This window comes from Cryptosporangium aurantiacum (assembly GCF_900143005.1).
GTDB classification, from domain to species: domain Bacteria; phylum Actinomycetota; class Actinomycetes; order Mycobacteriales; family Cryptosporangiaceae; genus Cryptosporangium; species Cryptosporangium aurantiacum.
The window spans coordinates 259,640-281,495 of the sequence record NZ_FRCS01000003.1; the positions used below are offsets into that span (position 1 = coordinate 259,640).

The window sequence follows — 21,856 nt, forward strand, 5'->3', positions numbered from 1 at the left end:
CGCCGATACCCGCCGCCCGGGGGCGTGCACTGAGGCATAACCGCAGCTCATCGCAGCGCCGAGGGCGAGAAGCACACCGCCGCCACGCGCAGTCCCGTCACAGGGCTGTTCGGACGGATGAGCGTCGTCCTTCAGGCCGACCGCTTGACCTGGTGGCGCCTACTTATCTGTGACGAACGGGGCGCTGCCGATATAGGTGGTGTCGCCGGCTTGGTCGAGGAAGAACGCGGCCGCGTTGGCCCGTGAAAGGCGAACCCCGCCCTTGCCGCCCACCATGCGCACGTTGACCGACGCGGTCTTCGGACCGTTGGTGAGCAGCGGCAGCCGGACGATGGTCCATTTCAGCCCGGAGTCCCGGACGATCTGACCGATCCGCACGAGCGCCTCATAAGCCACCGGCTGGAACTTCCGGATGCCCCGAACCATGAGCCCGACCAGGAACTCCTTGCCGTCCGCGGGGTCAGAGATACTCGGGGTACCCATCGCGACGAGGCGCTCGACGCCTTCCTCGCGCATCGCCGCGACGATGTTCTGGTACCCGAGGATCAACGGAGGGATGTCCGCGGCATCGGTCCCCGGCCCCAGCAAACTCAGGACGGCGTCGCTACCGCGCACCGCGCTCGCTATCGCCCGCTCGTCATCGAGTTGTCCCTGGACCACGGTCAGCCGATCCCTGGCGGTCAGCTTCTCGGGCGAGCGGGCAAAGGCGACGACCTCGTGACCTTCTTTGATGGCCTGGTCGATCAAGAGCAGCCCCGCCGGTCCGGTGCCCCCGAAAACGGTGATACGCATGAAGCTCTCCATCAAATTTCGCTACGCCGTCAGAAGGAGTACGGGCCGAATCGGCCCCAGGCGACGAAGACCGCGAGCGCGAACAACACCGCGTTGAACACGATCCCGCTGGGCTCCTTGCGCCGGGCGTGGGTCACTGCGGCCAGAACCATCGTGATCGCCAGACCGGTGGCCGCCAGCGGAGTCAGCACGGTCGCGAAGCCGGTCGCGGCCGGCAGGATCAGGCCGAGCGCGGCGAGCAGCTCGACCACGCCGATGAAGCGCACCACCGGGAGCGAAAAGTCCTCAACCCACGGCAGGTTGGGCGCCAGCTTCTCCTTCGGCTGTGTGGACTTCAGAACGCCGGCGGCACCGAAAACCAGCGCCAGCAGGATCTGCACGACCCAGAGCACCACGTTCATCTCATCGACTCACTCTTCGATAGCGCGGCCACTCGTCGTGCCGTCCGCAAGTGAAGGATACCCTCCATTTACCGGCAGCCTGACGACCGTGCGTCCCTGCAGGGCTGGGGCTCAGAACGAGCTCGTCGAATCCTTGAGCCAGCAGGCGCAGGAAGAGGTCCGGCTCGTCATCGGGCTGCCGACGAGCCGGATCTGCAGAAAGCTGATTAGGGGGCCGGGGCTGTCCAGTCCGACCAGGCCAGCCAGCCAGTCCCGGCCGAATACCGCGACGGTCGCAGTGACGGTCAGCAGGATGCCCAGCGATGCCTTCGGAGACACGAGGATGGACCGGAAGACGACGTCCTGCCCGACGACATGATCGCCGCCCGGCAGGCCGTCGAGCCCGGGGACCCCACGGTCTTCGCCCGCTCGAACCAAGCTCAAGCTCCTGACCGACGACATGCGGTGGCGAGCCGCTGCGTTGCGTGCCACCCGCCAGCAGGACGCCTGAAAGGCTCATCAGCTACGGCATTCGATAGCGGGAAACAAGCTGGTGAGAGCCGGTCAGGCGCGCGTTCCGGTCAGCGGGGAGGCCGGAAAGAGGCCGGCCTTGACCTTGCCGATCATCGTGTCGCCGGCGACGGACACGGCGAACGCTTGTTTCATCGTGAACGGCGCGCGGACCGATACTTTCCAGCTCAGTTCGTTTCCCTCGATGGTGCCGTCGTCGATCGGGTTGGTCGCACCGTTCTGGGTCGCCGTGCCGGTCACCGTGGAACCGTCGACGGTCAGATCGAGGACGACCTGCTGCTCGCCCATCGGCGTGTCGATGACTGCGTGCCAAATTCCGTCCAGGGAGATCGGCCCGTCGCTGATCACTACCGGTGCCGTCTGGACGGCCGGGTCGGCACGGTGCTCGGATCGGATCTCCTCCGGAGACAACGCCGGGAACCGCTCGCTGTCCAGTTGCGGGAGCACTTCGTCGACGAAGAGCCCGAACGAGGCGTTGATCTGCTCGGGGTTGTACGCACCGACGGTGAACCGTGTGAGCACCTGGGGCACGCCGGCCTCGTCGTACTCACGCAGCTGGCGGGTGACGCTGTCCGGGTCGCCCGCGATGATCCACGACTGCACCCAGGCGGCGTTTCGGTCCGCCGGATCAGCGCTGGACAGTTGACGCAAGGATCGGGTGTCGGTCGACCGGTCCATCATCGGGTTGGCGCCCACCATCGCCTCCGCGCGCTCCCATGCTTCGTCCTCGGTCTTGCCGACGATGACGTGACGTGTGACCAAACAACGTGAGGACAGCGTGGCCACCGATTGCGCGTCGCGGCCGCCGGCAACAAGCGCGTCACGGTAGAGCTGGAACTTCCTGGCCGCATCCGGCCTGGGGCACGGCCCGAGAAACACCGAGAGGCCCTGTTCGGCGGAGCTGACGATCTTGGCGTCGGTGTTCGTACCGACGGCGAGCAGCGGCCCACCCGCGCGGTACGAGACCGGCATGAGACGCCCGTTCAGTGCGCCCTTGTCCCACTCGGTGTCCATGACGATCGGCGCGTCGCCGGGCTGGTGGGCAAAGGCACGGCGCAACAGGTCGAGCTTGCTGTCGAAGACGTCCTGCCGGCGAGCCGGGTCGACGCCGAAGTTCTCGAAGTCGGGTGAGAAGCCGACGCGTCCGGCGGACATGCCGAGCTGGAAGCGGCCGCGCAGCAGCAGGTCGACGACGCTGGCGTCCTCGGCCAACCGGAACGGGTGGTGGAAGACCAGCGGCACGATCGTGGTCCCGAACCAGGTGTCACCGAGGTAGGGCGCGAGCCGGGCCGCCATGAGGAACGGATTGCAGTAAGGCTCGTAGTTGTTGTAGTGCTGTTCGCCGAACGTGACCATGGCGAACCCGGCTTCGGCGGCGGCAGTCGCCTGGGCGAGGCACAGGTCGATGTTGGGGAGGTCCTGCTTCGGGCCGAACGAGAATGGCCCGAGGAATACGGAGATGTGCACGACGGTCAGTCCTTACCGGTCGCGCCGGTGAGCGCCGGCAGGTTGAGCAGGGCCTGGGCGTTGCGGTCGAGGACGGCGGTCTTCTCGCCCGCGGTCAGGTACGGCGAGTTCTCGACGTAGGCCACCACTTCGGTGAGCGAGGCGAAGATCGCGTCGCTGCCGAGCAGGAGCCGATCCACGCCGAAGGTCTCCTTGACCAGCTGCATCGTGATCGGCGTCTCTTGAGTGCTGGAGTCGTACCAGAAGCGTTTGAACGCGCTCATCGGGTCGTCCGGGTCGAGCGGCAGCTTCTGAACCCACGAGAAGTAGTTCCCGCCGACGGCGTTCTCCGCGCTGCGCTCCAGCCCGCGACGGAGGTTGCGCTCCAGCCGGGGCCACAGGTACGGGAGGATTCCACCGCAGACCGCGAAGACGAACTTGATCGTCGGGTACCGGAACGTGAGGCCGGAGAAGACCATTCGGGTCGCGGCGGTGGCCAGCTGCACCGGGCTGCCGTAAGCGGTGTGAAGGCCCCAGTCGGCCAGGCCGGGATGGCAGGCGGAGTTGGAGCCGACCGGATGGAGATACACCACCGCGTTCTTGGTGGCCAGGTTCTCCCAGAACGGTTCGAACGACGGGTCGTCGAGCGGCTTGCCGTCGACTGAGCACGGTAGCGCGATGCCTTCGAAGCCCAGCTCGTCGAGGGCACGGTCGGATTCGGCGATCGCCTGGTCGACGAAGGGCAACGGCACGCTGCCGAACGCCCGGAACCGGCCCCGGTAGCGCTCCACGACGTCGGCGTAGATGTCGTTGATCCCCGCCGCCGCACGGCGGGAACCCTGCGGATCCGGAACCTCGGTGTTGAGCCCGATGGCGCTCAGGATCTGCACGTCGACACCGACGCTGTCCATCTCCGCCACGCGTTCGTCCAGGTCATCGGCCTGGCGGCCGGCGAACGCGAGATCGTTGCGGCCGAGCTCCACCAGGAGGTCGATGTACGGGGCGGCCCAGTAATGGGCGTGGACGTCAATTCTCACGCTGTCCTCCTCGTGGCTATGAAGCCCGGCGCACATTACGGACTGACGCGTCAGTCGGTCAATATCTTTACAACCGACTGACGAGTCAGTATGTTTCGACGCCGTGGCCGCGCTGTATCGCGCGTCACATCTCGCGGCGGTCCTGAGAACCGGCGCGACCTGTCCGCTTCGCCCCTCGCCTCGGACCGAGGACGTTCATGGATCAGCTGCTGTTATTCGTCCTGCTCGGCCTCGGGCCGGGTGCTCTCATCGCCGGGCTCGCGCTAGCGCTGGTACTCACCCACCGCGGATCGGGCACGATCAACCTCGCCGTCGGCGCGTTCGCGGTACTCGGCGCCTACGTCTTCTACGGCCTGCGCACGGACGGATATCTCTTCCTCATTCCGTTGCCCCTGCTGCCGGATCAGATCGACTTCGGCGGTCCCTGGGCCACCGCCCCGGCCCTGCTCGCAGCGCTCGGTATCTGTGCACTCGCGGGTGCGATCGTCGACCTCGCGGTGCTCCGCCCTCTGCGCACCGCGTCACCACTGGCGAAGCTGCTGGCCACGCTGGGTGTTCTGGTCGTGATCCAGTCGGCCGTCACGCTGCGGTTCGGCAGTGACGGGCAGGTCGCGCCCGATGTGTTTCCGGCCGGGCCGGAGGACGTGGTGCGCATGGCCGGCGCGACCGTGCCGCAGAACCGCTTCGCGCTGGCCGTGGTCGTCCTGCTCGCCACGGTCGCGCTCGCGCTCGTCTACCGGTTCACGCGGTTCGGCCTGGCCAGCCGGGCGGCAGCGGAGAACGAAACGCTGGCTGTCGTCAGTGGGCTCGCCCCCACCGCCCTTTCGCTGGTCAACACCGTGACGGCCGCCGTTGTCGCGGGCGGGCTCGGCGTGCTGGCCGCCTCGCAGACCCAGCTCGATCCCCGCACGATTCCGCTCGCGGTCATCCCGGCACTCGGGGCGGCGTTGCTGGCCCGCTTCTCGTCCTTCCTGATCGCTACCGGGGCGGGCTTGACCCTGGGAATAGTCCAGTCGGTCCTGGTCTATCTCCAGAGCCGGCCGTGGTTCCCTACCGCCGACGGCCAGCCGGTGCCCGGTATCGCGGACCTGCTGTTCTTCCTGGTCATCGTCGGCGCGATGCTCTGGCAGGGCGCCGCTCTCCCCCAGCGCGGCGTCGCGGTCGAGCAGCGGCTTCCTTCCGCGGTGGCTCCCAGCCGCCTGGCGCGCCCGACCGTGATCGGCGCGATCGTGCTCACCGCCGCGTTCTTGATCCTGCCGTTCGGCTTCCGGCAGGCGTTGATCAACTCGCTGATCGCCACGGTCGTCTGCCTGTCCCTCGTCGTCATCACCGGATACGTGGGTCAGGTCTCGCTCATCCAGGTCGCGCTCGCCGGCGTCGCCGGGTTCACCGTCTCGCGGTTGGCCGAGTCGACCGGGCTCGGGTTCCCGTTCGCCCCGCTGCTCGGAATCGCCGCCGCCGTAGCGCTCGGCACGCTGACTGCGTTCTCCGCGTTGCGGGTCCGCGGCGTCAACCTCGCGATCGTCACGATCGCCGGCGCGGTGGCCCTGCAGTCCTTCGGGTTCCAGAATCCGGTCTGGGGCGCCGGCGTCGACGTGTTGAAGGTGCCGCCACCGACGCTCGCCGGTATCGAGCTCGGGCCGGACGCGCCGTTCCCGATCAACTTCGCGGCCCCCCCGAGCCCGGTCTTCGGCCTGTGCTGCGCGGCGGTGCTGCTGTGCGTAGCGCTCTTCGTCGGCAGCCTGCGCCGCAGCACGCTGGGCAAGCAACTGCTCGCGGTGCGCTCCAACGAACGAGCAGCGGCCGCGGCCGGCATCAGCGTCCGCAACGTCAAGCTGCTGGCCTTCGCGCTGTCCTCCGCGATCGCCGGAATCGGCGGTGCGCTCTACGCCTACAACTACGGCGCCGTCAGCTCCGATCGGTTCGACCTCATGCTGGCCCTGACCTTCGTGGCGTTCGCCTACGTCGGAGGCATCGCCAGCGTGCCCGGGGCGCTCATCGCGGGCCTGGGCGTCACCGCGGGTCTGATGGGCTACCTCCTCGATGGCTGGATCGGCATCCCGAGCACGTGGCAACTCCTCCTCGGCGGCTTCGCGCTCGTACTCACGATCGCGCACCAACCCGACGGCATCGCCGGGCAACTCCGGCGAAGCACCCACCGTCGCACCCCTGCCGGAGCCGTTCGATGACCGCCGTCCTGCGCACCACCGGCCTGGCCGTCCGCTACGGCGGCGTCAGCGCACTCAGCGACGCCGACCTCACCGTCGAAGCCGGGGAACTCGTCGGACTGATCGGACCGAACGGCGCCGGCAAGACCACCTTCATCGACGCGGTCACTGGCTTCGCCCGCTCGACCGGGCGTGTGGAGCTCACCGGCCGCGAGCTCACCGGACTCCCGCCCCACGTCCGAGCCCGACACGGCCTGGCCCGCACCTGGCAGGCGGCGGAGCTGTTCGACGACCTCTCGGTCCGCGACAACGTCATCGTCGCCGCCGGCGGCCCCGGGTTCCGCCGCACGGCCAGGGAGCTACTGCGCGGACGAGGTGAGGGAGCCGCGGCGGCGGACGCCGTCCTCGATCGGCTCGGACTCACCGAACTCGCCGACACCGAGCCGACGCAGCTCAGCCAGGGACAGCGCAAGCTGGTCGGCGTCGCAAGGGCACTGGCCGCCCGACCGGCGCTGCTCTGCCTCGACGAGCCCGCCGCGGGCCTCGACAGCACCGAGAGCGCCGGGCTCGGCAAGCATCTGCGATCTGTCGTCGACGGGGGCACGCCGATGCTGCTCGTCGACCACGACATGGGACTCGTGCTGTCGGTCTGCGACCGCGTGGTCGTGCTGGACTTCGGGCGGGTCATCGCCGATGGGCCGCCCGAGGAGATCCGGACTGACCAGCGCGTTCTCACCGCCTATCTGGGCAGCAGCGCATCGCCGGAGGCGACACGATGACCCACCGGCTGCAACTCCACGGCCTGACCACCGGATACGGCAACAGCACCGTCGTCCGCGCACTCGACCTGCACGTCGGGCGCGGGGAGGTCATCGCCCTGCTCGGCGCCAACGGCGCCGGCAAGTCCACCACCCTGCGCGCCATCTCCGGGCTGCTCCCGGCCGGCAGCGGCCGGATCGACGTCGACGGACGAGACGTCACGAACCTCGCGTCCCACCGGCGAGCCCGCGGCGGGCTCTCCCACGTCCTCGAGGGACGGGGAGTCTTCGCCGGCCTCACCGTCGGCGAACACTTCCGCCTCGGGCACCGCGGCGAGCACCTCGACGGCTCACTCGCCCGCGACTACTTCCCCGCCCTGGCCGATCTGTGGCAGCGCCCCGCCGGGCTCCTCTCCGGCGGGGAGCAGCAGATGCTCGCCCTCGCCCGCGCACTGGCCCGGAAACCGGTGCTGCTGCTCGTCGACGAGCTCAGCCTCGGTCTCGCCCCGGTCATCGTCGAGCGCCTGCTGCCGACGGTCCGGCGGTACGCCGACGACGAAGGCGCCGGCGTACTCCTCGTCGAGCAGCACGTCCCTCTCGCTCTCGAGGTCGCGGACCGGGGCTACGTGCTCTCCCACGGCGAACTGGTCCTCGAACGGCCCGCCGCAGACCTTCGCGACGACCACGACCTGCTCGCCGCGAGCTATCTCGGTGAAGCCGCCACCTGACCAGCCTCTTCCAACGACGAAGGAGACCCGCATGCCCACTCGCCGGACCTCCATCGCCGCGGCACTAGCCGCGGCGATGGTCGCCATCGCACTCACCGCCTGCGACAAAGCCCCGGACACCACCGCCGAGCCCAGCGGAAGCGCCACCTCAGAAGACCTCTCCGCGGAATCGGTGCGCACGATGCTCGCCTACACCGGCGGCAAGGAAGGCACCGCCGACAAGACACCGATCACGATCGGCTACGTCAACAGCGAAGGAGGCCCGAACGCCTTCCCGGACTACACCACCCAGATCGAGTCGGCCGTCGCGCTGGTCAACTCGAAGCTCGGTGGGATCGACGGCCACCCGATCCAGCTGAAGAAGTGCCTCGTGCCCGGCGTCGAGGAGCAGGGCCAGAAGTGCGCGCAGGAGTTCCTGAGCGACCCGAAGGTCGTCGCTGTCCTCGAGGGCGCGCTCGACACCGGCGCCCAGTCGTTCCACTCCACGCTCGGCGGGAAGCTGCCCGTGCTCGGCATGATGGCGACCTCCCTGGCCGGCGCCCACGATCGCAACGCCTACTACCTGTCGGGCGGGCAATTCGGCGCGGCGAGCCTCGTCACCTACGCCAAGGAGCACCTGAAGGCCAAGTCGGTCGCGATGATCTCCGCCGCCGGCCTACCCGTCGCCGTACAGGCCGCCACCGCGCTCAAGAACGGCTTCCGCGCCGCAGGCATCGACGTCACCCAGGCCACCTACGCGCCCACCAGCACCGACTACGTTCCCTCGATCACCGCGAGCGGCGCGCAGAAAGCCGACATGGTGCTGCCGCTGGTCGTGGTCCCCGGCCAGTGCCTCGCGCTGGCCAAGGCACTGCAGCAAGTGCCGGTCACCGCGCCCGTCGTGACGTTCAACAGCTGCCTCGGCAGCGCGGTCGAGAAAGGGCTCGGCGACTACCCGAAGTGGACATACATGTCCCCGACCGTGAACGGCGACAGCACTGACGCCAACCCTGAGACAGCCGCGCAGATCAAGGCCTACCAGGAGTGGTTCACCCCGCTACGGCCGACGGTCACGACCGCCGCGAGCGGCGTCCAGAGCCTGCAGCTGACGCTCACCCTCGCCAAGCTGCTCCAGGGCTCCGGAGACACCGTCACCGCGCAGACCTCGGCCGCCTCCTTCAAGTCGTTCACCGAACCGGTCTTCCTCGGTTCGCCGCGGATCGCGTTCGGCGCGAATCCCGCCTTCCCCGCGGTCGGCTCGCTGGCCAACCGCTTCTACACCTACGAGGGCAAGGACACCTGGAAGGACGCCACCGGCGGCCAGTGGGTCGTCCCGGCCATCCCCCGCAGCTGACCTGACGGATCCACCGGTCGCCCGTCGGAGAAACGGAGTACTGCCATGACAGCCCGATCCCTCGCCCCCGTTCTGCCGGTCGACGACTTACTGGCAGCGGTCGCGGTCTACACGCGGCTACTCGGCGTCCTCCCGACCTTCGTCGACGGCGACCGGTGGGCCCAGTTCGACCTCGCCGGCCACCGGCTCGCGCTCGCCGGGCGGGACCGTGCCGCGGACCATCCCGGGGTGCTCCTCAAGGTCGACGACCTTCGTTCCGCCCGGGCGGAAGCAGTCGCCGCCGGTCTACCCGTCGAGGAAATCCAGACCGGCCCGCACGAGCATCGATGTGTCGTCACCGGGCCCGGCGGATGGCCGGTGGTCCTCTACAGCCCGGCGCCAAAGGAGCAGCAATGACTGATGCGCCGACGCTGACCGACCCGGCCCGGTTCCGGCAAGTCCTCGCCCACTTCTGCAGCGGAATCGTCGTCGTCACCGCACTCGACGGCGACCAGCCGATCGGACTGACCTGCCAGTCGTTCTCCGCCCTGTCACTGGACCCGCCGCTCGTGCAGTTCAGCCCCGCCAGATCCTCGACCACCTGGCCCCGTATCCGCGCCACGGGCCGATTCGCGATCAACATCCTCGCCGCTCACCAGCGGGCCGTGAGCCAAACGTTCGCGGTAAGCGGCGGTGACAAATTCGCCGGGCTCCGCTGGCACGCCGGCCCGCACGGACAACCGCTCCTGGACGGCGCGCTCGCCCACATCGAATGCCGCCTGACCGACAGCTACCCCGGCGGCGACCACGAGATCGTGGTCGGCCACGTGCTGGATCTGGTCACCTCCGAGGAATCGACCGACCCGCTTCTCTACTTCCGCAGCCAGTACCGGCGACTCCAGCCATGGGAGTCCTGAGAACCGCCCTGCACCCGGTCGGCGACGCGCGTCGCATGCGGTCGGCAACCTTGCGGTGGCCGGACCATGAGCGACTCCTGCGCTCAAACCCACGTTAGGATTTCGCGGTGCAACCACAGACCGACGAGTCAGTAGCACCGGACGGCACGGAGAGGCCGCGCCGCCGCCGACGCCGCACCTCGCAGAAGCAACTCGACGAACGCGCGCAGATAAAAGCCTCGATCGTGGCGGCCGCCCTCCCAGTCTTCGCCGAGCGCGGCTACACCCAGACGACCCTGGACAGCGTCGCCAAGCTCGTCGGCCTCACTCGCTCGGGAATTCTGCACCATTTCGCCTCGAAAGAGGCGCTGTTCCTCGCCGTGCTGGAGCGGCAACGGGCCTGGGCGCAGCAGCAGGTTGACTCCGCGGACCGCTCCACCACCCGCGGACTGTCGGCATTCCTCGGCCACGCCGGCCACGCTCGCGTGCCGCTCCAGCTCGTCCACGTCCTCGCGGCTGAAGCGATCGCCGGAAACGAGGCGGCCGCCGGCTACGTCGCCGAGCGAGCGGACTTCGTCCGCAGCGAGATCCGCCGCCGCCTGCAGGAAAGCCGCGAGCGCGGCGAGGTCGACCCCGCGATCGATCTCGACGAGGCCACAACACTTGTCGCCGCCACACTGAACGGGCTGCAGGCGGCCTGGCTGCTCGACGCCGACGTCCCGACCGAGCCGGCGTTCGACCTCCTGCTACGGCTACTCGGACCAAGGCCGACAGCGTGATAGACCCCGCCCAACCCCCGCAAAGTAAAGAAGTCCGTGCCTGCAGCGGGAGACCACTCGCACCCGTCGGCACGATCAGAGGACGGTGTGGCTCGGCGCAATCGGAGTCCTGACCGCCATCGGCCGCACCCGCCGGGCGCCCTCTGCCGCGGCAAGGGTCCGGCGACCGCTTGCACGCTGGACGCCTCCACGATCAGCCGGTTCGTCGGCGCCCTGGTCGACCGGGGCCTGGTCGAGCGTCGACCGGACCCGGGCTGGCTAGGTGACCGTCGGCGCATTCGTCCATGCACCGTAGTACGGGGGCGGGACGTCGGCGCTCTCCCGGACGCACCGGTTGCGCTGGCGTCCGAGGCCGGTGATCTCGCTCTCGATCAGGTCGCCGTCGGTGAGGAATTGTCCGTGCTGGCGCCCGTTTCCTGGCGGGGAACCGGCCAGCAGCAGATCGCCTGCCTGCAACCGGACCCGTTCGGAGGCGTAGGCGATCAGGTGCGGGAAGTCGAACACCATGTCGTCGGCCGGCCAGTCCTGCATGGTGCGGCCGTTGAGCCGGAGCGTGATCCGGGTCGTCGACAGGTCGACGAACGGCGCCGGGACGATGAAGGGCCCGGCCGGTTTGAACCCGGGCTGGTGCTTGGCGATCCAGTCGTAGCCCCAGGGGATGTCGGTGCGCCGGAACAGGTCGACGGTGCCGAGGTCGTTGACCATGACGTAGCCGGCGATCAGCTCGGCCGCGCGCGTCGGCGAGGCATTGCGCGCGGTGCCCCCGAGCACCGCAGCGACCTCGAGTTCCCAGTCGTGCTGGGCGCCGACGGCCGAGAGCACGACGTCGTCGTCCGCGCCGGCCAGCGAGGAATGGAGCCCGGCCCAGAGGAAAGGCGTGCCCTCCTCCGCGCGCTTCTCCATCATCGCGTAGTTGCGCGCGAAGAACTGCGCGTCGGTCTCGCCCGGCCGACGATTGTGCTGGTTGAAGTCGTTCTTGGTAAGCATCTCGGCGACGTGCTGCTTGTTGTTGGCTCCGGCGCAGAGCAGGTTGGGGTGGGCCAGCGGCGGCAGCGCCCGGACGCGCTCGAATCGGTGGGTGGCCGGTGTCCGCGCCAGCTGACGGAGCGTCTCGAAGCTGCCGGGCCAGGCGTCGAGAATCGCGTGCGTGTCCCTGAAGTGCTCGGACACGTCGACGACGTCACCGTCGGGGCGGACGAGCGCGGCGAAGCGACGGCCACCCTCGTCGAGGGTAGAGATGCCGAACGTGTCTGGCAGGAGCCCTGTCATGGTCATGGTGTCCCCTCAGTAGGGCGCGGAGAGCGCGCCGAGGGCGCGGCCGCGGACGGCTCCGATCGCGCGCTGGTCGGCATTCGACTTCTGCATCTCCAGCAGTTCGACGCTGACCTCGACCACCGTCCGGACGCGGTCGATGCGGCGGGCCATGAACGCGTCGAGGGCCTTTTCCGGAGTCGGCGTGGCGGCGAGTTCCTGGGCGAGTACGACGGCGTCCTCCAGGGCCATACCCCCGCCCGAGGACAGCAGCGCGGTGGTCGCATGCGCGGCATCGCCGATCACGGTGACGCGGCCGCGGTGCCACGGCTCAGGGACCAGCAGCCACTCGAACGGCCGGGCCAGGACGGTCTGGTCCTCGGTGATCGCGGTACGCAGCGCCTGTAGGTACGGTGCGGGGTAGGGCGCCAGCACGTCCCGCAGGAGCTGCCGGGCGGTGGCCGGATCGACCCTCTCGTTCGGCATGTCCAGGCCGGTGGCGAGGTACGTGACGTTGCTGGGAAGGGGCGCGATCGCGACCATCCCGCCGGTGCGCGTGTAGAAGCCGGGCTCGCCTTCCGGCCCGTCGTGCAGGATCCAGCGCAGGCTCATGTGTCCGGTGTAGATCGGTTGGATCAGGTCACCGTAAATCAGCCGGCGCACGGTCGAACGGATTCCGTCCGCGCCGACAACGAGGTCGTACCACCCGGTCGTGCCGTCGGTGAACGTCACGTCGACGCCGTCGGCGTCCTGCCGCAAAGTCTCGACGGTGGGGCCGACGCGACGCGACGCGCCGGCGTCGTCCGCGGCCGCGCGCAGGATCCGGGCGAGTTCCGGACGGTAGATCGTGATGGCGCTCGGCAATCCGCTCGGTGGCGCGGGCGGACGCGGCGGCCCCGGCGGGCCGGGGATCGGTAGCCGAGTGCCATGCTCGTCGCGCAGCTCGTCGAACACACTGCGCCCAGGGCCGAGCACCCGCCCCGCCGCCGCACACGCGTCCAGCACCCCGATTTCGGCCAGGACGTCGACCGCGCGCCCGGTCAGCCCGATCGACGCACCTTCGGTGTCCTCGGTGACGTCGACAAGGTCGGCGTCCGCTCCGATCCGGCGGAGGGCGATCCCGAGGCTCAACCCCGCGATGCCCGCCCCCACGATCAGGACTCTCATGTCGTCCTCTTTCTCTGCGTCGAGTTCGGAACGTCGGGTCAGGTGACGAGGTCGCTGGTCTGCAGGCCCTCGAGCTGCGCGAGGTAGCGCCCGACGAACGGCAGGCTGAAGCCGCCCTCCAGGCGGAGCGCGAAGTTGTAGAGAAGGAACGGATGCGCTCCCGCGAGGAATAGCGTGCGGATGTCGACCGCGATCAGGGCCTCACGGAGCGACGGGGACAGCGCTCGGCCGGCCAGGTACGCCGGTGGCGTTGCCCTGAACCGCTCAAGCGCCTCTCCGCCGCGGCAGACCTCCCACAGGACGCGGTTGAGGGCATACCGCTCGCCGCTCACCGGAGCACCCACTCGGCGAACCCGCAGGCCGGTCCGAACTCGCTGGCCACCATCGAGGACCAGTCGGGACTTCGGCCGCCGACCAGGCCCAGCGCGAACACGTAGTCGAGAAAGCCCGGGGTGCCGGTGCCCGCCTCGATCATCCGCTCATAGGTGCAGTCCTCGAGGAGTTCCTCGGCCTTGCCCTCGGTGAACAGCCGCCAGGTGCGCCGGTCCCACTCGGTCTCCGGCTCGACGCGGAAGCGTGCCATCGCCGGTCCGCCGATCGCGTTGGACAGATGCCCGCTGGCGATCACCGCGACCCGGATGTCCTCCGGGTAGGCGTCGATCAGCTCCGCGACGATGCGACCGAGGTCGAAGAAGCGGCCTGCGGTGGCCAGTGGCGGGGCCATGACGTTGGTGAACAGCGGGACGACCGGCAGGTCCTGCTCGGGACGGAGAAAGCCGAGCGGAACGGTGAAGCCGTGGTCGACGGTGAAGTCGTCGGAGTATCCGAAGTCCACCGACCGGGTGAGCCCTTGCCGCAGCAGGTAGCGGGCCAGCTCACCGTCTGCGGCGGTGTCGTACGCGTCCACGCCGAACAGCTCGCGTTCGTGCGGGAACGGCCCGGCCACTCGCGGGGCCTTCCCGATCAGAAACGTCGGCATGTTGTCCAGGAACCACTGGCTGAGGTGATCCCCCGCGACGACCAGTAACACGTCGGGCCGGGCCGCGGCCAGCCGTGCGCGCAACTCCGTGAAGTGGCCGATCACCTGCCGCAACGGCGGCGGTGCCGCCTCGCCCGCGCGGGCCGACCCGGGCAGGGTCGGATCGTGCGGAACGCAGAGGACCTCGACGACGCGCGCCACGCGGTCCCTCCTCTCGAACTGGGAACACGCCAACTCTCGGATGCGCACGGCTATTCGGGAAGTCGATTCTCCGGATGCCGCTTATCCGTCCGACGAATATTTCCGATGGCGGACGGTCATCCCCCAGAGCAGGCCACCCAGCGCCGTCGCGATCAGGTAGGCGAACGGGAACCAGGTGGGGAGCGTTCGGCTGTACGGCGACAGGGCGCCCGGTAGTCGAGAACTCGCGAAGAGGAGTACGCAGGTCATGGCCACGGCGGTCACACCGGCCGCGGTGACGTGACCTTCCCAGCCGAAAAACCCGGTCTCCTCGTCGTCGCGGCGGAGGAACCAGTTCGTCGTTGCCAGCGATGTGGTGGCCAGAACCGCCAGCATGCACACACCCGCCGTCACTGCGAGAACGAGGGTGATTCCGCGGTCATCGCGCGCCACCACGGCCAGGGCTATGACGCCACCCACGAGCGGGCCCACCAGACGCGCCACGGTCGGTACGCCGTTCCGGCCGGCGAACCGGTGCGGTAGGTGACCGTTGTCGGCGATTGCCGACAGGAGACGCGACGCCCCGCCGTTCAGCGCACTGACGCTGGCGAGTGTCCCCAGGACGAGGACGACCAGCAGCGACCGCATCGCTCCCTCCAGCTGGTTGGCGTCGACCAACCCGCCGATGACCGGCACGGCGAGCGGTACGGCCTCGGTGATCCGGGGGTCGGCAAAGCTCCTCGCCAGGTAGACGATCGATTCCGGACCGGCTGCCACACTCAACGCCCAGGCACTCACGACCAGCACGCCGGTCGTGACGACGTAGCCGAGCGAGGTCGCCAGCGGAATCGTCCGCTCCGGACGATCCACTTCTCCGGCGTAGAAGGCTCCCGTTTCCGAACCCACGAAGGCCGTGAGCGCCATGCAGAGAGCGAGCCCGAAGGACCCGGTCAACAACCAGGACGGGTTCAGACCAGCTCCGGACAGCGCACCGTCGGCGGGTCGGCTGAGCGCGGTAAAGGTGAGCCAGAGAAGTGCGACCACCTGGAGTGCCGCCAGCCCGAGGAGGAACCGCATCATCGTGCCGAACCGCAGCAGTCCCAGGCCCAGGGCGCAACAAACCACGATCGCGACACCTATCGCACCCGGCGCCTGGACCTCGAAGGTCATGTCGACCAGCGCGCTGAGCGCGGTCGCGAAGTAGACCTGCAGGACGGCGAGTTGCAGGAGATATGCCGCCATGGCGACGGTCGCGACGACCAGCGCCGCCGGCCCACCCAGACCACGTCGGACGAAGGCGTAGAACCCGCCCTGATAGCGGACCCGGCGGGCGATGCCCCCGTAGCCGATCGAGAACACGAACAACAGTGCCCCGGCGAGGAGGAGGACCAACGGCGTGGCCACCACCCCGCCGATCTGGTAGATGCTCGAGACCGCGGCCCAGATCAGGAGAAGCGGCGAATGCGTCATCACCAACAGCAGTGTCAATTGCACCGCGCCCGGGCGGCGAGCGGGTCGGATAGCGTGGCCGGCCACGGGCTCACCCGGCCTGCAGCACGGCTTCGATCTCGATCTGAATCTGGACTTTCTCCCCGATCATCACGACGCCTCCGTCCAGCATCTTGTTGCCAGAGACGCCGAATTCGTACCGATTGATCTCGCCGGTCGCGCTGAATCCGGCCCGGGTACCTGCATGCGCGTCCGGACCGAATCCGTTCACCTCCAGGCTGAGGGAAACGGGAAGGGTCACACCCTTGAGGGTGAGTTCGCCATCGAGCACGTAGCCCGTTCCGTCGAATCGCAAGCCCGTCGAGCGGTACGTCATCGTCGGGTGCCTATCGATCTCCAGGAATTCCGCCGAGCGGATGTGGTGGTCGCGAAATTCGTGGCCGGTGTCGAACGAGGCGAGGTCCACCTCGGCGGTCACCGCGCAGTCCCGGATGTCTTCGGCGGTGGTGAGAGTAGCCGAGAAGCTACCGAATTGGCCGCGTAGCTTACTGACCATCAAATGCCGGACGATGAACCCGACACTCGAATGGACCGGGTCTATAGCCCATGCACCCGAAACGTATCCGGGCGGCGTGGGAAGCGATTCAACGGGCACGGTCGGAATACCTCCGAGCTGGCGATCGGCGTGAGTTTCGACTCGGGAGCCTAGAGGTGGGTCGACGCACCGAAACCGTTTGGTTCATCGCCATCGCGGATGCAGGTCAGTTCCGCGGCAAATAGGCCCAGGCCCGGCCGGGTTATCGACCGGGCGAATAACGGACAGACGGATCGGCAATTTCCACTCCACCCCCGTGACCTGCACATTTAGTGCCGCCGACGTGCAGCGGGTTCACATCATCGCCGGTGCGATTCGCCACCGATCCACTACAGGAGTCGCAATGAAACGTGGCATCTCCTTGGCCCTCGTCGCCGCGGGATGATTCCTATTAGTGCTCGCCATTTCGGTCCGGTTCTGGATCTCGGCGCAGTTGTCCGTGATTCCGATCAACCTCTACCTCAGATCGCCGTCCGCCGAACTCGGCACTCAGCTGCGGGTGATCGGCATCATGCGGCTCTGGGGGCCGCTGGCGGCGTCCCTCGTGGCCGTCGTACTCCTCGTGAGTGGCCTGGCTCGCTTCCGACAGCGGAATGCGAAACCCGCAGCTCACGCACCGAAGCAGGCCGCCTCGGTCATAAAGTGACGGAACCATCGATGGCCGGGATCCGCAGTATGGATCGGGTGCCACCACAGCGCGAGCTTGAGCGGCGCGGCCGGAAACGGGCATGGAAGGACCCGTACGCGGCCCGACGAGGTCAACGCGGCGGTGAGTCGACGCTGCACCAAAGCGACCCGTGACGTTCCGGCGATCAGGTCCGGCAAGCTGGCGTAGCTCTCAGTGACCATGCGGACCTCGGGCTCGACGCCGTGCATCCGCAGCTCGCGGGCCGCGGTCGTGAACGCCGTACGTTCATGGAAGGTCAGCACCCAGGGCAGCCGACCTAGCTGTTCAAGGCTCAGCGTCGACGGGTTACCCGGATGGTCGGCCGATATCAGACACACCCACTCATCCTCGACGAGGTCGAGGAACGGTAGGTCGGTCAGGAATCCGTGCGGGAGGACCACGCCGTCGATGTCCCGCAACGCTTCGGGCGCCGCATCGACCAGCGCTGTGGAGACGTGCCGCAGATCCAGCCGAATATGCGGTCCTTCCGCGTCGAGCAGACGGGAGAGCGACGAGCCCAGGATGCTCGTCGCATAGTCGGAGAGCACCAACGTGAACCTACGGTCGGCCGAGCGCGGGTCGAATTCCGGCTGCAACGAGAACACCCGGTCCGTCGCGGCGATCGCCGTAGCGGTCCGTTGCAGGAGCTCCGTGGCCAGGGGCGTGAGACGGTACGCGTTGCCCACCCTGGTCAGGAGCTCGTCGTTGAAGTGGCGCCGCAGCCGACCCAGTGCGGCGCTGGTGGCGGGCTGGCTCAACCGGAGGCGCTGAGCGGCCCGCGTCACGCTGCGCTCCTGCAATAGCGCCTGGAGCGTGCGCAGCAGATTCAAGTCGACGCTCGGATGCATCGCGCCACCTTATCCACGCAGCGGATACCGCGGCTCACACTATTCGTCAGGCGGAATCCGATATTCGGTCTGCCGGATGGGCTGCCCGAACCGCCGGCACGATCTCGGTGGCGTACCGGGTGATCGACTCCTCCACCAGCTCGCCCGGTAGGCCTCCCCAATCGACTTGCCCGTAGAAGCGGTCGAGTCCGAGCGCCTCCACGGCGTCCAGGATCTTCTCGATCAGCTGCTCGACGGTCCCGATCATGAGAGCGTTGCCGCGCCGGGTGCCCTCGGTGAATCGTGGCCGATCGACGTGGAAGCCGCGCCCGCCCGGTGTCTTGGGCCGCAGGTACTCGCGGTAGTACGGGAACACACCTGCGGCAGCCTCCTCGCTCGCGGCGGCGAAGAAGTGCGTGGAGATGCCGACGCTTAGCTTCTCCGGATGTCCGGCCCGTTCGCCTGCGGCGCGGTAGATCTCGACGGCCTGCTGGGGATGCGACAGCGGCCCGCCGATGTATCCGAGCACCATCGGCAGCCCGAGCAGACCCGCGCGGGCGGCGCTCTGCGGCGAGCCACCGACGCCTGCCCACACCGGCAGCGGACGCTGCTGCGCCCGGGGTGCGATCGCCGCGTCGTCCAGCGGCGGGCGGAAGTGACCGGACCAGGTCACCCGGTCCTGCTCGCGCAGCTGGAGCAGCAGCGTCAGTTTCTCGGCATAGATCGCGTCGTAGGCGTCCAGGTCGACCCCGAACAGCCCGAACGGCTCGGTGAATGCGCTGCGCCCGGCGATGATCTCCGCGCGGCCGTGGCTGAGCAGGTCCAGCGTGGCGAAGTCCTCGTAGACTCGGACCGGATCCAGGACGCTGAGCACGGTCACCGCGCTGGTCAGCCGGATGTTCTGGGTCCTCGCGGCGATCGCGGCCAGGACGACGGCCGGTGAGGAGACGGCGAAGTCCAGACCGTGGTGCTCCCCCAGCGCGAACAGGTCGAGGCCGAGGCGGTCGGCGAGCTCCGCGTAGCCGACGATCTCATCCAGCCGAGGGCCTGTCGGCACGGGCCGGCCGGTGGCCTGGTCGGCCTGGATGTCGCTCAGCGACAGGATTCCGAATTCCATCTCACGTCTTTCTCCTCCGGCCCGGCCGCAGGGCCGGGCCGGAGCGGCGGTCAGGCCGTGTAGAGGTGCTCGGCTTCCTGCCGTGCGGTGTAGAGGTCCCAGTACGTCTGCGCGATCGTGGCGGCGTCGGTACTGGGTGCGCCCGAGCCGATCCACGCGTTGATCGGCACGTGCGCGGCGTAGATCCCTTTGTCGGCGAGCGCGCCGTGCAGGTTGAGCACCCAGTTCCGCAGGGCGGCCGCCGCGGCGTTGACGTTGCCCATCATCGCGAGCGGCGTCACCGAGCCGGCGCCGGTGGTGAACAGCAGCGTCCCGGCGCCCGCAGCGAGCATCGCCGGCAGCACCGCGTTGGCCGCGGTCACCGCCCCGTACAGGTAGTAGTCCAGCTGCGGTTGCAGGTTCTCCGGCGTCACGTCCAGCACGTCGGCCATGGCCAGCGTCGGCGACGCGGTGTGCGGCGCAGGCGAGTACTCCAGGACGTCGATCGAACCGAACCGCTCCGTCGCGGCAGCGAGCGCGGCGGTCAGGGACGGCCGGTCCAGGACGTCGGCGGCAAAACCGGCGGCTTCGATCCCGGCTTCACCCAGCTGGGCGACCAGACCGTCGAGCTTCTCCTGACTGCGTGAGAGCAGCGCGACTCCGAAGCCCTGACGGCCGAAGACCTGGGCGATGGCCAGGCCGAGGCCCGGTCCGGCACCCACGATGGCGATCGTGGGCATCAGGCGACGTCGATCGCGAGCTTGCCGAGCGCGCCGGCGCCGAAGTCGGCGAACGCGGTCGCCGCGTCGTCGAAGGCGTACCGGCGGGTGACCGGCACGCGCAGACGGCCTGCGGCGGCGTCGGCCGCCAGCCGGTCGAGCGTCGCCCGGGTCGGCGTCGCCATGACGGCGGTGCCGGTGATCTCCCCCTCCGGCACGAAGCCCAGCGTCGAGGCGAGTCGGCCGCCTCGAGCGACCAGCCCGGCCAGCGCGGCACCGTCACCAGCCAGATGCAGCACCACGTCGACCGGAGCGGTGACCTGTGCTGCCAGGTCTGCGGTGTAGTCGATGATCTGCACGGCCTCACCGCCGAGGCCGCGGACGAAGTCGGCCTCCGCACCCGGGCGGGCGGTCGCGATGACCTGCGCACCGGCGGCCACCGCGTACTGCAGCGCGATCGCGCCGACACCGCCGGTCGCACCGGCGATCAGCACGGTCTCCCCCGGCTTCAGCGCCACCGCGTCCAGCGCGTCGATCGCCGCCGTACCGGCCAGGCCCAGCGCACCGGCGTCGGCCAGGCTCAGACCCTCCGGCACCCGGGTCACACCGACCGCGACCGGCACCGTCACGTACTCGCCGTGCGAGCCGGTCCCGAGGAACGTCTTCGTGACGACGCCGAACACCTGGTCACCGACGGCGAAGCCCTCAGCGTCACTCTCCACCACACCGGCGAAGTCCTTGCCGGTCACCAGCGGGAAACGGTGCTCCATCATTCCCTGCACATAACCGGCGGCGGTCGCGGCGTCGAAGCCGTTGATCGAGGTGGCAGCCACCTTGACCAGCAACTCGCCGGCCTCGGCCTGCGGGGCGGGAACGTCGGTCAGCACCGGGCTCGCCGGTACGGCATCGACGGCAAGAGCGCGCATGCCTGATCCTCTCGGTGTTTAAGCGAAGGCTTTCCTCCACTTCCTTGCCGAGCGTAGCACTCGAACTGGAGGCCAACCTCCGCTTGTATGCTGGCTCTCATGAGCACCGCCGACGCCGCCGAGCCCGCCTTGCGCGCCGACGCCGCACGCAACCGGGAACGGATCGTCGCGGCCGCCCGAGAACTCTTCGCCGAACGCGGAATCAACGCACCGCTGGAGGACGTCGCCCAGCGCGCCGGCGTGGGCATCGCCACCCTCTACCGCCGCTTCCCCACCCGCGCCGACCTGATCGCCGGCGCGTTCGAAGCCAAGCTGGCCGACTACGCCGACGCCGTCACCACCGCGCTCGCCGACCCCGATCCCTGGCGCGGTTTCTGCGGCTACCTCGAGACGGTGTGCGCGATGCAGGCAATCGACCGGGGCTTCGCCGAGCTGCTCACGCTCACGTTTCCGGCGGCCAAGGTGTTGGAGGCCAAGCGCGTCGAGGCGTACGACGGTTTCGCCGAACTGATCACCCGCGCCAAGGCCGGCGGGAGACTCCGCGAGGATTTCGTCTCCGAAGACCTGGTGCTGCTCCTGATGGCCAACGCCGGGGTGATCGCTGCGACCGGCGACGCCGCCCCGGACGCCTGGCGTCGCACTCTGGCCTACTTCATCCAGTCCTTCGCGGCGGAGAACACCGCGCCGCTACCGGAGCCACCGACGAAGGCCTCGCTCTTCCGCGCGATGGTCCGCCTCAACCGCGGCACCTAAGCGGCCCGCGACGGGGCTAGCTCGTCGAATCCCCGCGCGACAGACGCGCGAAAAGGGCCGGCTCGTCCTCCGGCCGCCACACTTCGAATGCCGACAGCAGCACCGCTTCGGCGGAGCGGGCCAGCAGGACGGCTCGCAGCGGATCGTCGGCAGCGCCGTGCGGCACGACGGCGAGGCCGCCACTGCGGACGGCCTGCTCGCCACCGCGACGCCGCGATGTGCGTCCTGAAGAGCCGGTCACGGAAGTCCGTCGTGCCGACTCCGGAGGCCGGACGCCGCGATGAGATCACCCCGTGCAGCAGGTTGGCTAGCGACCTTCTGACGCAACCCATCGAGGGCGTCGGACGTGTACGGCGGCATCGCACGCGGCGCGATGCCGCTCGGCTCACTGCCGGTGACCGTGCGCTGGTGGCTAAGCGC

The 21,856-nt window shown here is 69.0% G+C and carries 24 protein-coding genes; 8 read left to right on the plus strand and 16 right to left on the minus strand.

Going from position 1 to position 21,856, the window contains the following annotated elements; translation table 11 throughout:
• Positions 1–159 precede the first annotated feature (159 nt).
• The 5 genes from BUB75_RS12060 to BUB75_RS12080 all read right to left on the minus strand — a co-directional run bounded on the left by BUB75_RS12060 (position 160) and on the right by BUB75_RS12080 (position 4,186).
• The gene (locus tag BUB75_RS12060; protein ID WP_073257141.1) at positions 160–792 is read right to left on the minus strand and encodes an NAD(P)-dependent oxidoreductase; all 633 of its coding nucleotides are present in this window, start codon (positions 790–792) and stop codon (positions 160–162) included.
• A gap of 29 nt (positions 793–821) precedes the next feature.
• Entirely contained in the window at positions 822–1,193 is a 372-nt protein-coding gene (locus BUB75_RS12065; RefSeq protein ID WP_073255928.1) for a DoxX family protein, read from the minus strand.
• Positions 1,194–1,304: 111 nt separating this feature from the next.
• A complete protein-coding gene (locus tag BUB75_RS12070; RefSeq protein WP_143175160.1) occupies positions 1,305–1,664 on the minus strand; it encodes a hypothetical protein in 360 nt (119 codons plus the stop codon).
• Positions 1,665–1,736: 72 nt separating this feature from the next.
• Positions 1,737–3,170, minus strand: a complete 1,434-nt coding sequence (locus BUB75_RS12075) for an LLM class flavin-dependent oxidoreductase (RefSeq protein WP_073255933.1) — start codon at positions 3,168–3,170, stop codon at positions 1,737–1,739.
• Positions 3,171–3,175: 5 nt separating this feature from the next.
• Positions 3,176–4,186: an amidohydrolase family protein gene (locus BUB75_RS12080; RefSeq protein WP_073255936.1), complete on the minus strand. Its 1,011-nt coding sequence runs from the start codon at positions 4,184–4,186 to the stop codon at positions 3,176–3,178.
• A gap of 197 nt (positions 4,187–4,383) precedes the next feature.
• Here BUB75_RS12080 and BUB75_RS12085 point away from each other — a divergent pair, with 197 nt between their 5' ends.
• From BUB75_RS12085 to BUB75_RS12110, 7 genes are all read left to right on the plus strand, one after another.
• A complete protein-coding gene (locus BUB75_RS12085) occupies positions 4,384–6,375 on the plus strand; it encodes an ABC transporter permease (RefSeq protein WP_084740913.1) in 1,992 nt (663 codons plus the stop codon).
• Entirely contained in the window at positions 6,372–7,133 is a 762-nt protein-coding gene (locus tag BUB75_RS44180) for an ABC transporter ATP-binding protein (protein WP_084740914.1), read from the plus strand. The genes BUB75_RS12085 and BUB75_RS44180 overlap by 4 nt, the downstream gene beginning before the upstream one ends.
• A complete protein-coding gene (locus BUB75_RS12090) occupies positions 7,130–7,840 on the plus strand; it encodes an ABC transporter ATP-binding protein (protein ID WP_073255939.1) in 711 nt (236 codons plus the stop codon). Before BUB75_RS44180 ends, BUB75_RS12090 begins: the two co-directional genes overlap by 4 nt.
• 31 nt (positions 7,841–7,871) lie before the next feature.
• Positions 7,872–9,173: an ABC transporter substrate-binding protein gene (locus BUB75_RS12095; RefSeq protein ID WP_073255942.1), complete on the plus strand. Its 1,302-nt coding sequence runs from the start codon at positions 7,872–7,874 to the stop codon at positions 9,171–9,173.
• 45 nt (positions 9,174–9,218) lie between these two features.
• Positions 9,219–9,569, plus strand: a complete 351-nt coding sequence (locus BUB75_RS12100; RefSeq protein ID WP_073255945.1) for a VOC family protein — start codon at positions 9,219–9,221, stop codon at positions 9,567–9,569.
• Positions 9,566–10,069: a flavin reductase family protein gene (locus tag BUB75_RS12105; RefSeq protein ID WP_073255948.1), complete on the plus strand. Its 504-nt coding sequence runs from the start codon at positions 9,566–9,568 to the stop codon at positions 10,067–10,069. The genes BUB75_RS12100 and BUB75_RS12105 overlap by 4 nt, the downstream gene beginning before the upstream one ends.
• A gap of 224 nt (positions 10,070–10,293) precedes the next feature.
• Positions 10,294–10,827, plus strand: a complete 534-nt coding sequence (locus BUB75_RS12110) for a TetR/AcrR family transcriptional regulator (RefSeq protein ID WP_178379843.1) — start codon at positions 10,294–10,296, stop codon at positions 10,825–10,827.
• Positions 10,828–11,085: 258 nt separating this feature from the next.
• Here the strand turns inward: BUB75_RS12110 and BUB75_RS12115 are convergent, their stop codons facing one another.
• The 10 genes from BUB75_RS12115 to BUB75_RS12165 form a co-directional block, all read right to left on the minus strand.
• Positions 11,086–12,096 (minus strand): fumarylacetoacetate hydrolase family protein, encoded by a 1,011-nt coding sequence (locus tag BUB75_RS12115; protein ID WP_218617454.1) that lies wholly within the window; start codon positions 12,094–12,096, stop codon positions 11,086–11,088.
• 15 nt (positions 12,097–12,111) lie between these two features.
• Positions 12,112–13,245, minus strand: coding sequence for an FAD-dependent monooxygenase (locus tag BUB75_RS12120; RefSeq protein ID WP_073255957.1), 1,134 nt, complete (start codon positions 13,243–13,245; stop codon positions 12,112–12,114).
• 38 nt (positions 13,246–13,283) lie between these two features.
• On the minus strand, positions 13,284–13,577 hold the full coding sequence (locus tag BUB75_RS12125) for a hypothetical protein (protein WP_073257144.1): 294 nt from the start codon (positions 13,575–13,577) through the stop codon (positions 13,284–13,286).
• Positions 13,574–14,425, minus strand: a complete 852-nt coding sequence (locus BUB75_RS12130) for a DODA-type extradiol aromatic ring-opening family dioxygenase (protein ID WP_073255960.1) — start codon at positions 14,423–14,425, stop codon at positions 13,574–13,576. The genes BUB75_RS12125 and BUB75_RS12130 overlap by 4 nt, the downstream gene beginning before the upstream one ends.
• Positions 14,426–14,506: 81 nt before the next feature.
• Positions 14,507–15,874 (minus strand): APC family permease, encoded by a 1,368-nt coding sequence (locus BUB75_RS12135; protein WP_245806254.1) that lies wholly within the window; start codon positions 15,872–15,874, stop codon positions 14,507–14,509.
• Positions 15,875–15,944: 70 nt separating this feature from the next.
• Entirely contained in the window at positions 15,945–16,508 is a 564-nt protein-coding gene (locus BUB75_RS12140) for a YceI family protein (RefSeq protein ID WP_218617455.1), read from the minus strand.
• 549 nt (positions 16,509–17,057) lie between these two features.
• Positions 17,058–17,963, minus strand: coding sequence for a LysR family transcriptional regulator (locus tag BUB75_RS12150; RefSeq protein WP_073255972.1), 906 nt, complete (start codon positions 17,961–17,963; stop codon positions 17,058–17,060).
• 46 nt (positions 17,964–18,009) lie between these two features.
• Positions 18,010–19,059: an LLM class flavin-dependent oxidoreductase gene (locus BUB75_RS12155; RefSeq protein WP_073255975.1), complete on the minus strand. Its 1,050-nt coding sequence runs from the start codon at positions 19,057–19,059 to the stop codon at positions 18,010–18,012.
• A 50-nt stretch (positions 19,060–19,109) separates the two neighbouring features.
• Positions 19,110–19,778, minus strand: coding sequence for an SDR family NAD(P)-dependent oxidoreductase (locus tag BUB75_RS12160; protein WP_073255978.1), 669 nt, complete (start codon positions 19,776–19,778; stop codon positions 19,110–19,112).
• The gene (locus tag BUB75_RS12165) at positions 19,778–20,683 is read right to left on the minus strand and encodes an NADP-dependent oxidoreductase (RefSeq protein ID WP_073255981.1); all 906 of its coding nucleotides are present in this window, start codon (positions 20,681–20,683) and stop codon (positions 19,778–19,780) included. The genes BUB75_RS12160 and BUB75_RS12165 overlap by 1 nt, the downstream gene beginning before the upstream one ends.
• A 99-nt stretch (positions 20,684–20,782) precedes the next feature.
• Between BUB75_RS12165 and BUB75_RS12170 the strand changes: the two genes are divergently transcribed.
• Positions 20,783–21,436, plus strand: coding sequence for a TetR/AcrR family transcriptional regulator (locus tag BUB75_RS12170; protein WP_073255984.1), 654 nt, complete (start codon positions 20,783–20,785; stop codon positions 21,434–21,436).
• Positions 21,437–21,452: 16 nt separating this feature from the next.
• Here BUB75_RS12170 and BUB75_RS45055 read toward each other — a convergent pair whose 3' ends face one another.
• Positions 21,453–21,677, minus strand: coding sequence for a hypothetical protein (locus tag BUB75_RS45055; protein ID WP_143175163.1), 225 nt, complete (start codon positions 21,675–21,677; stop codon positions 21,453–21,455).
• Between the last annotated feature and the right edge of the window lie 179 nt (positions 21,678–21,856).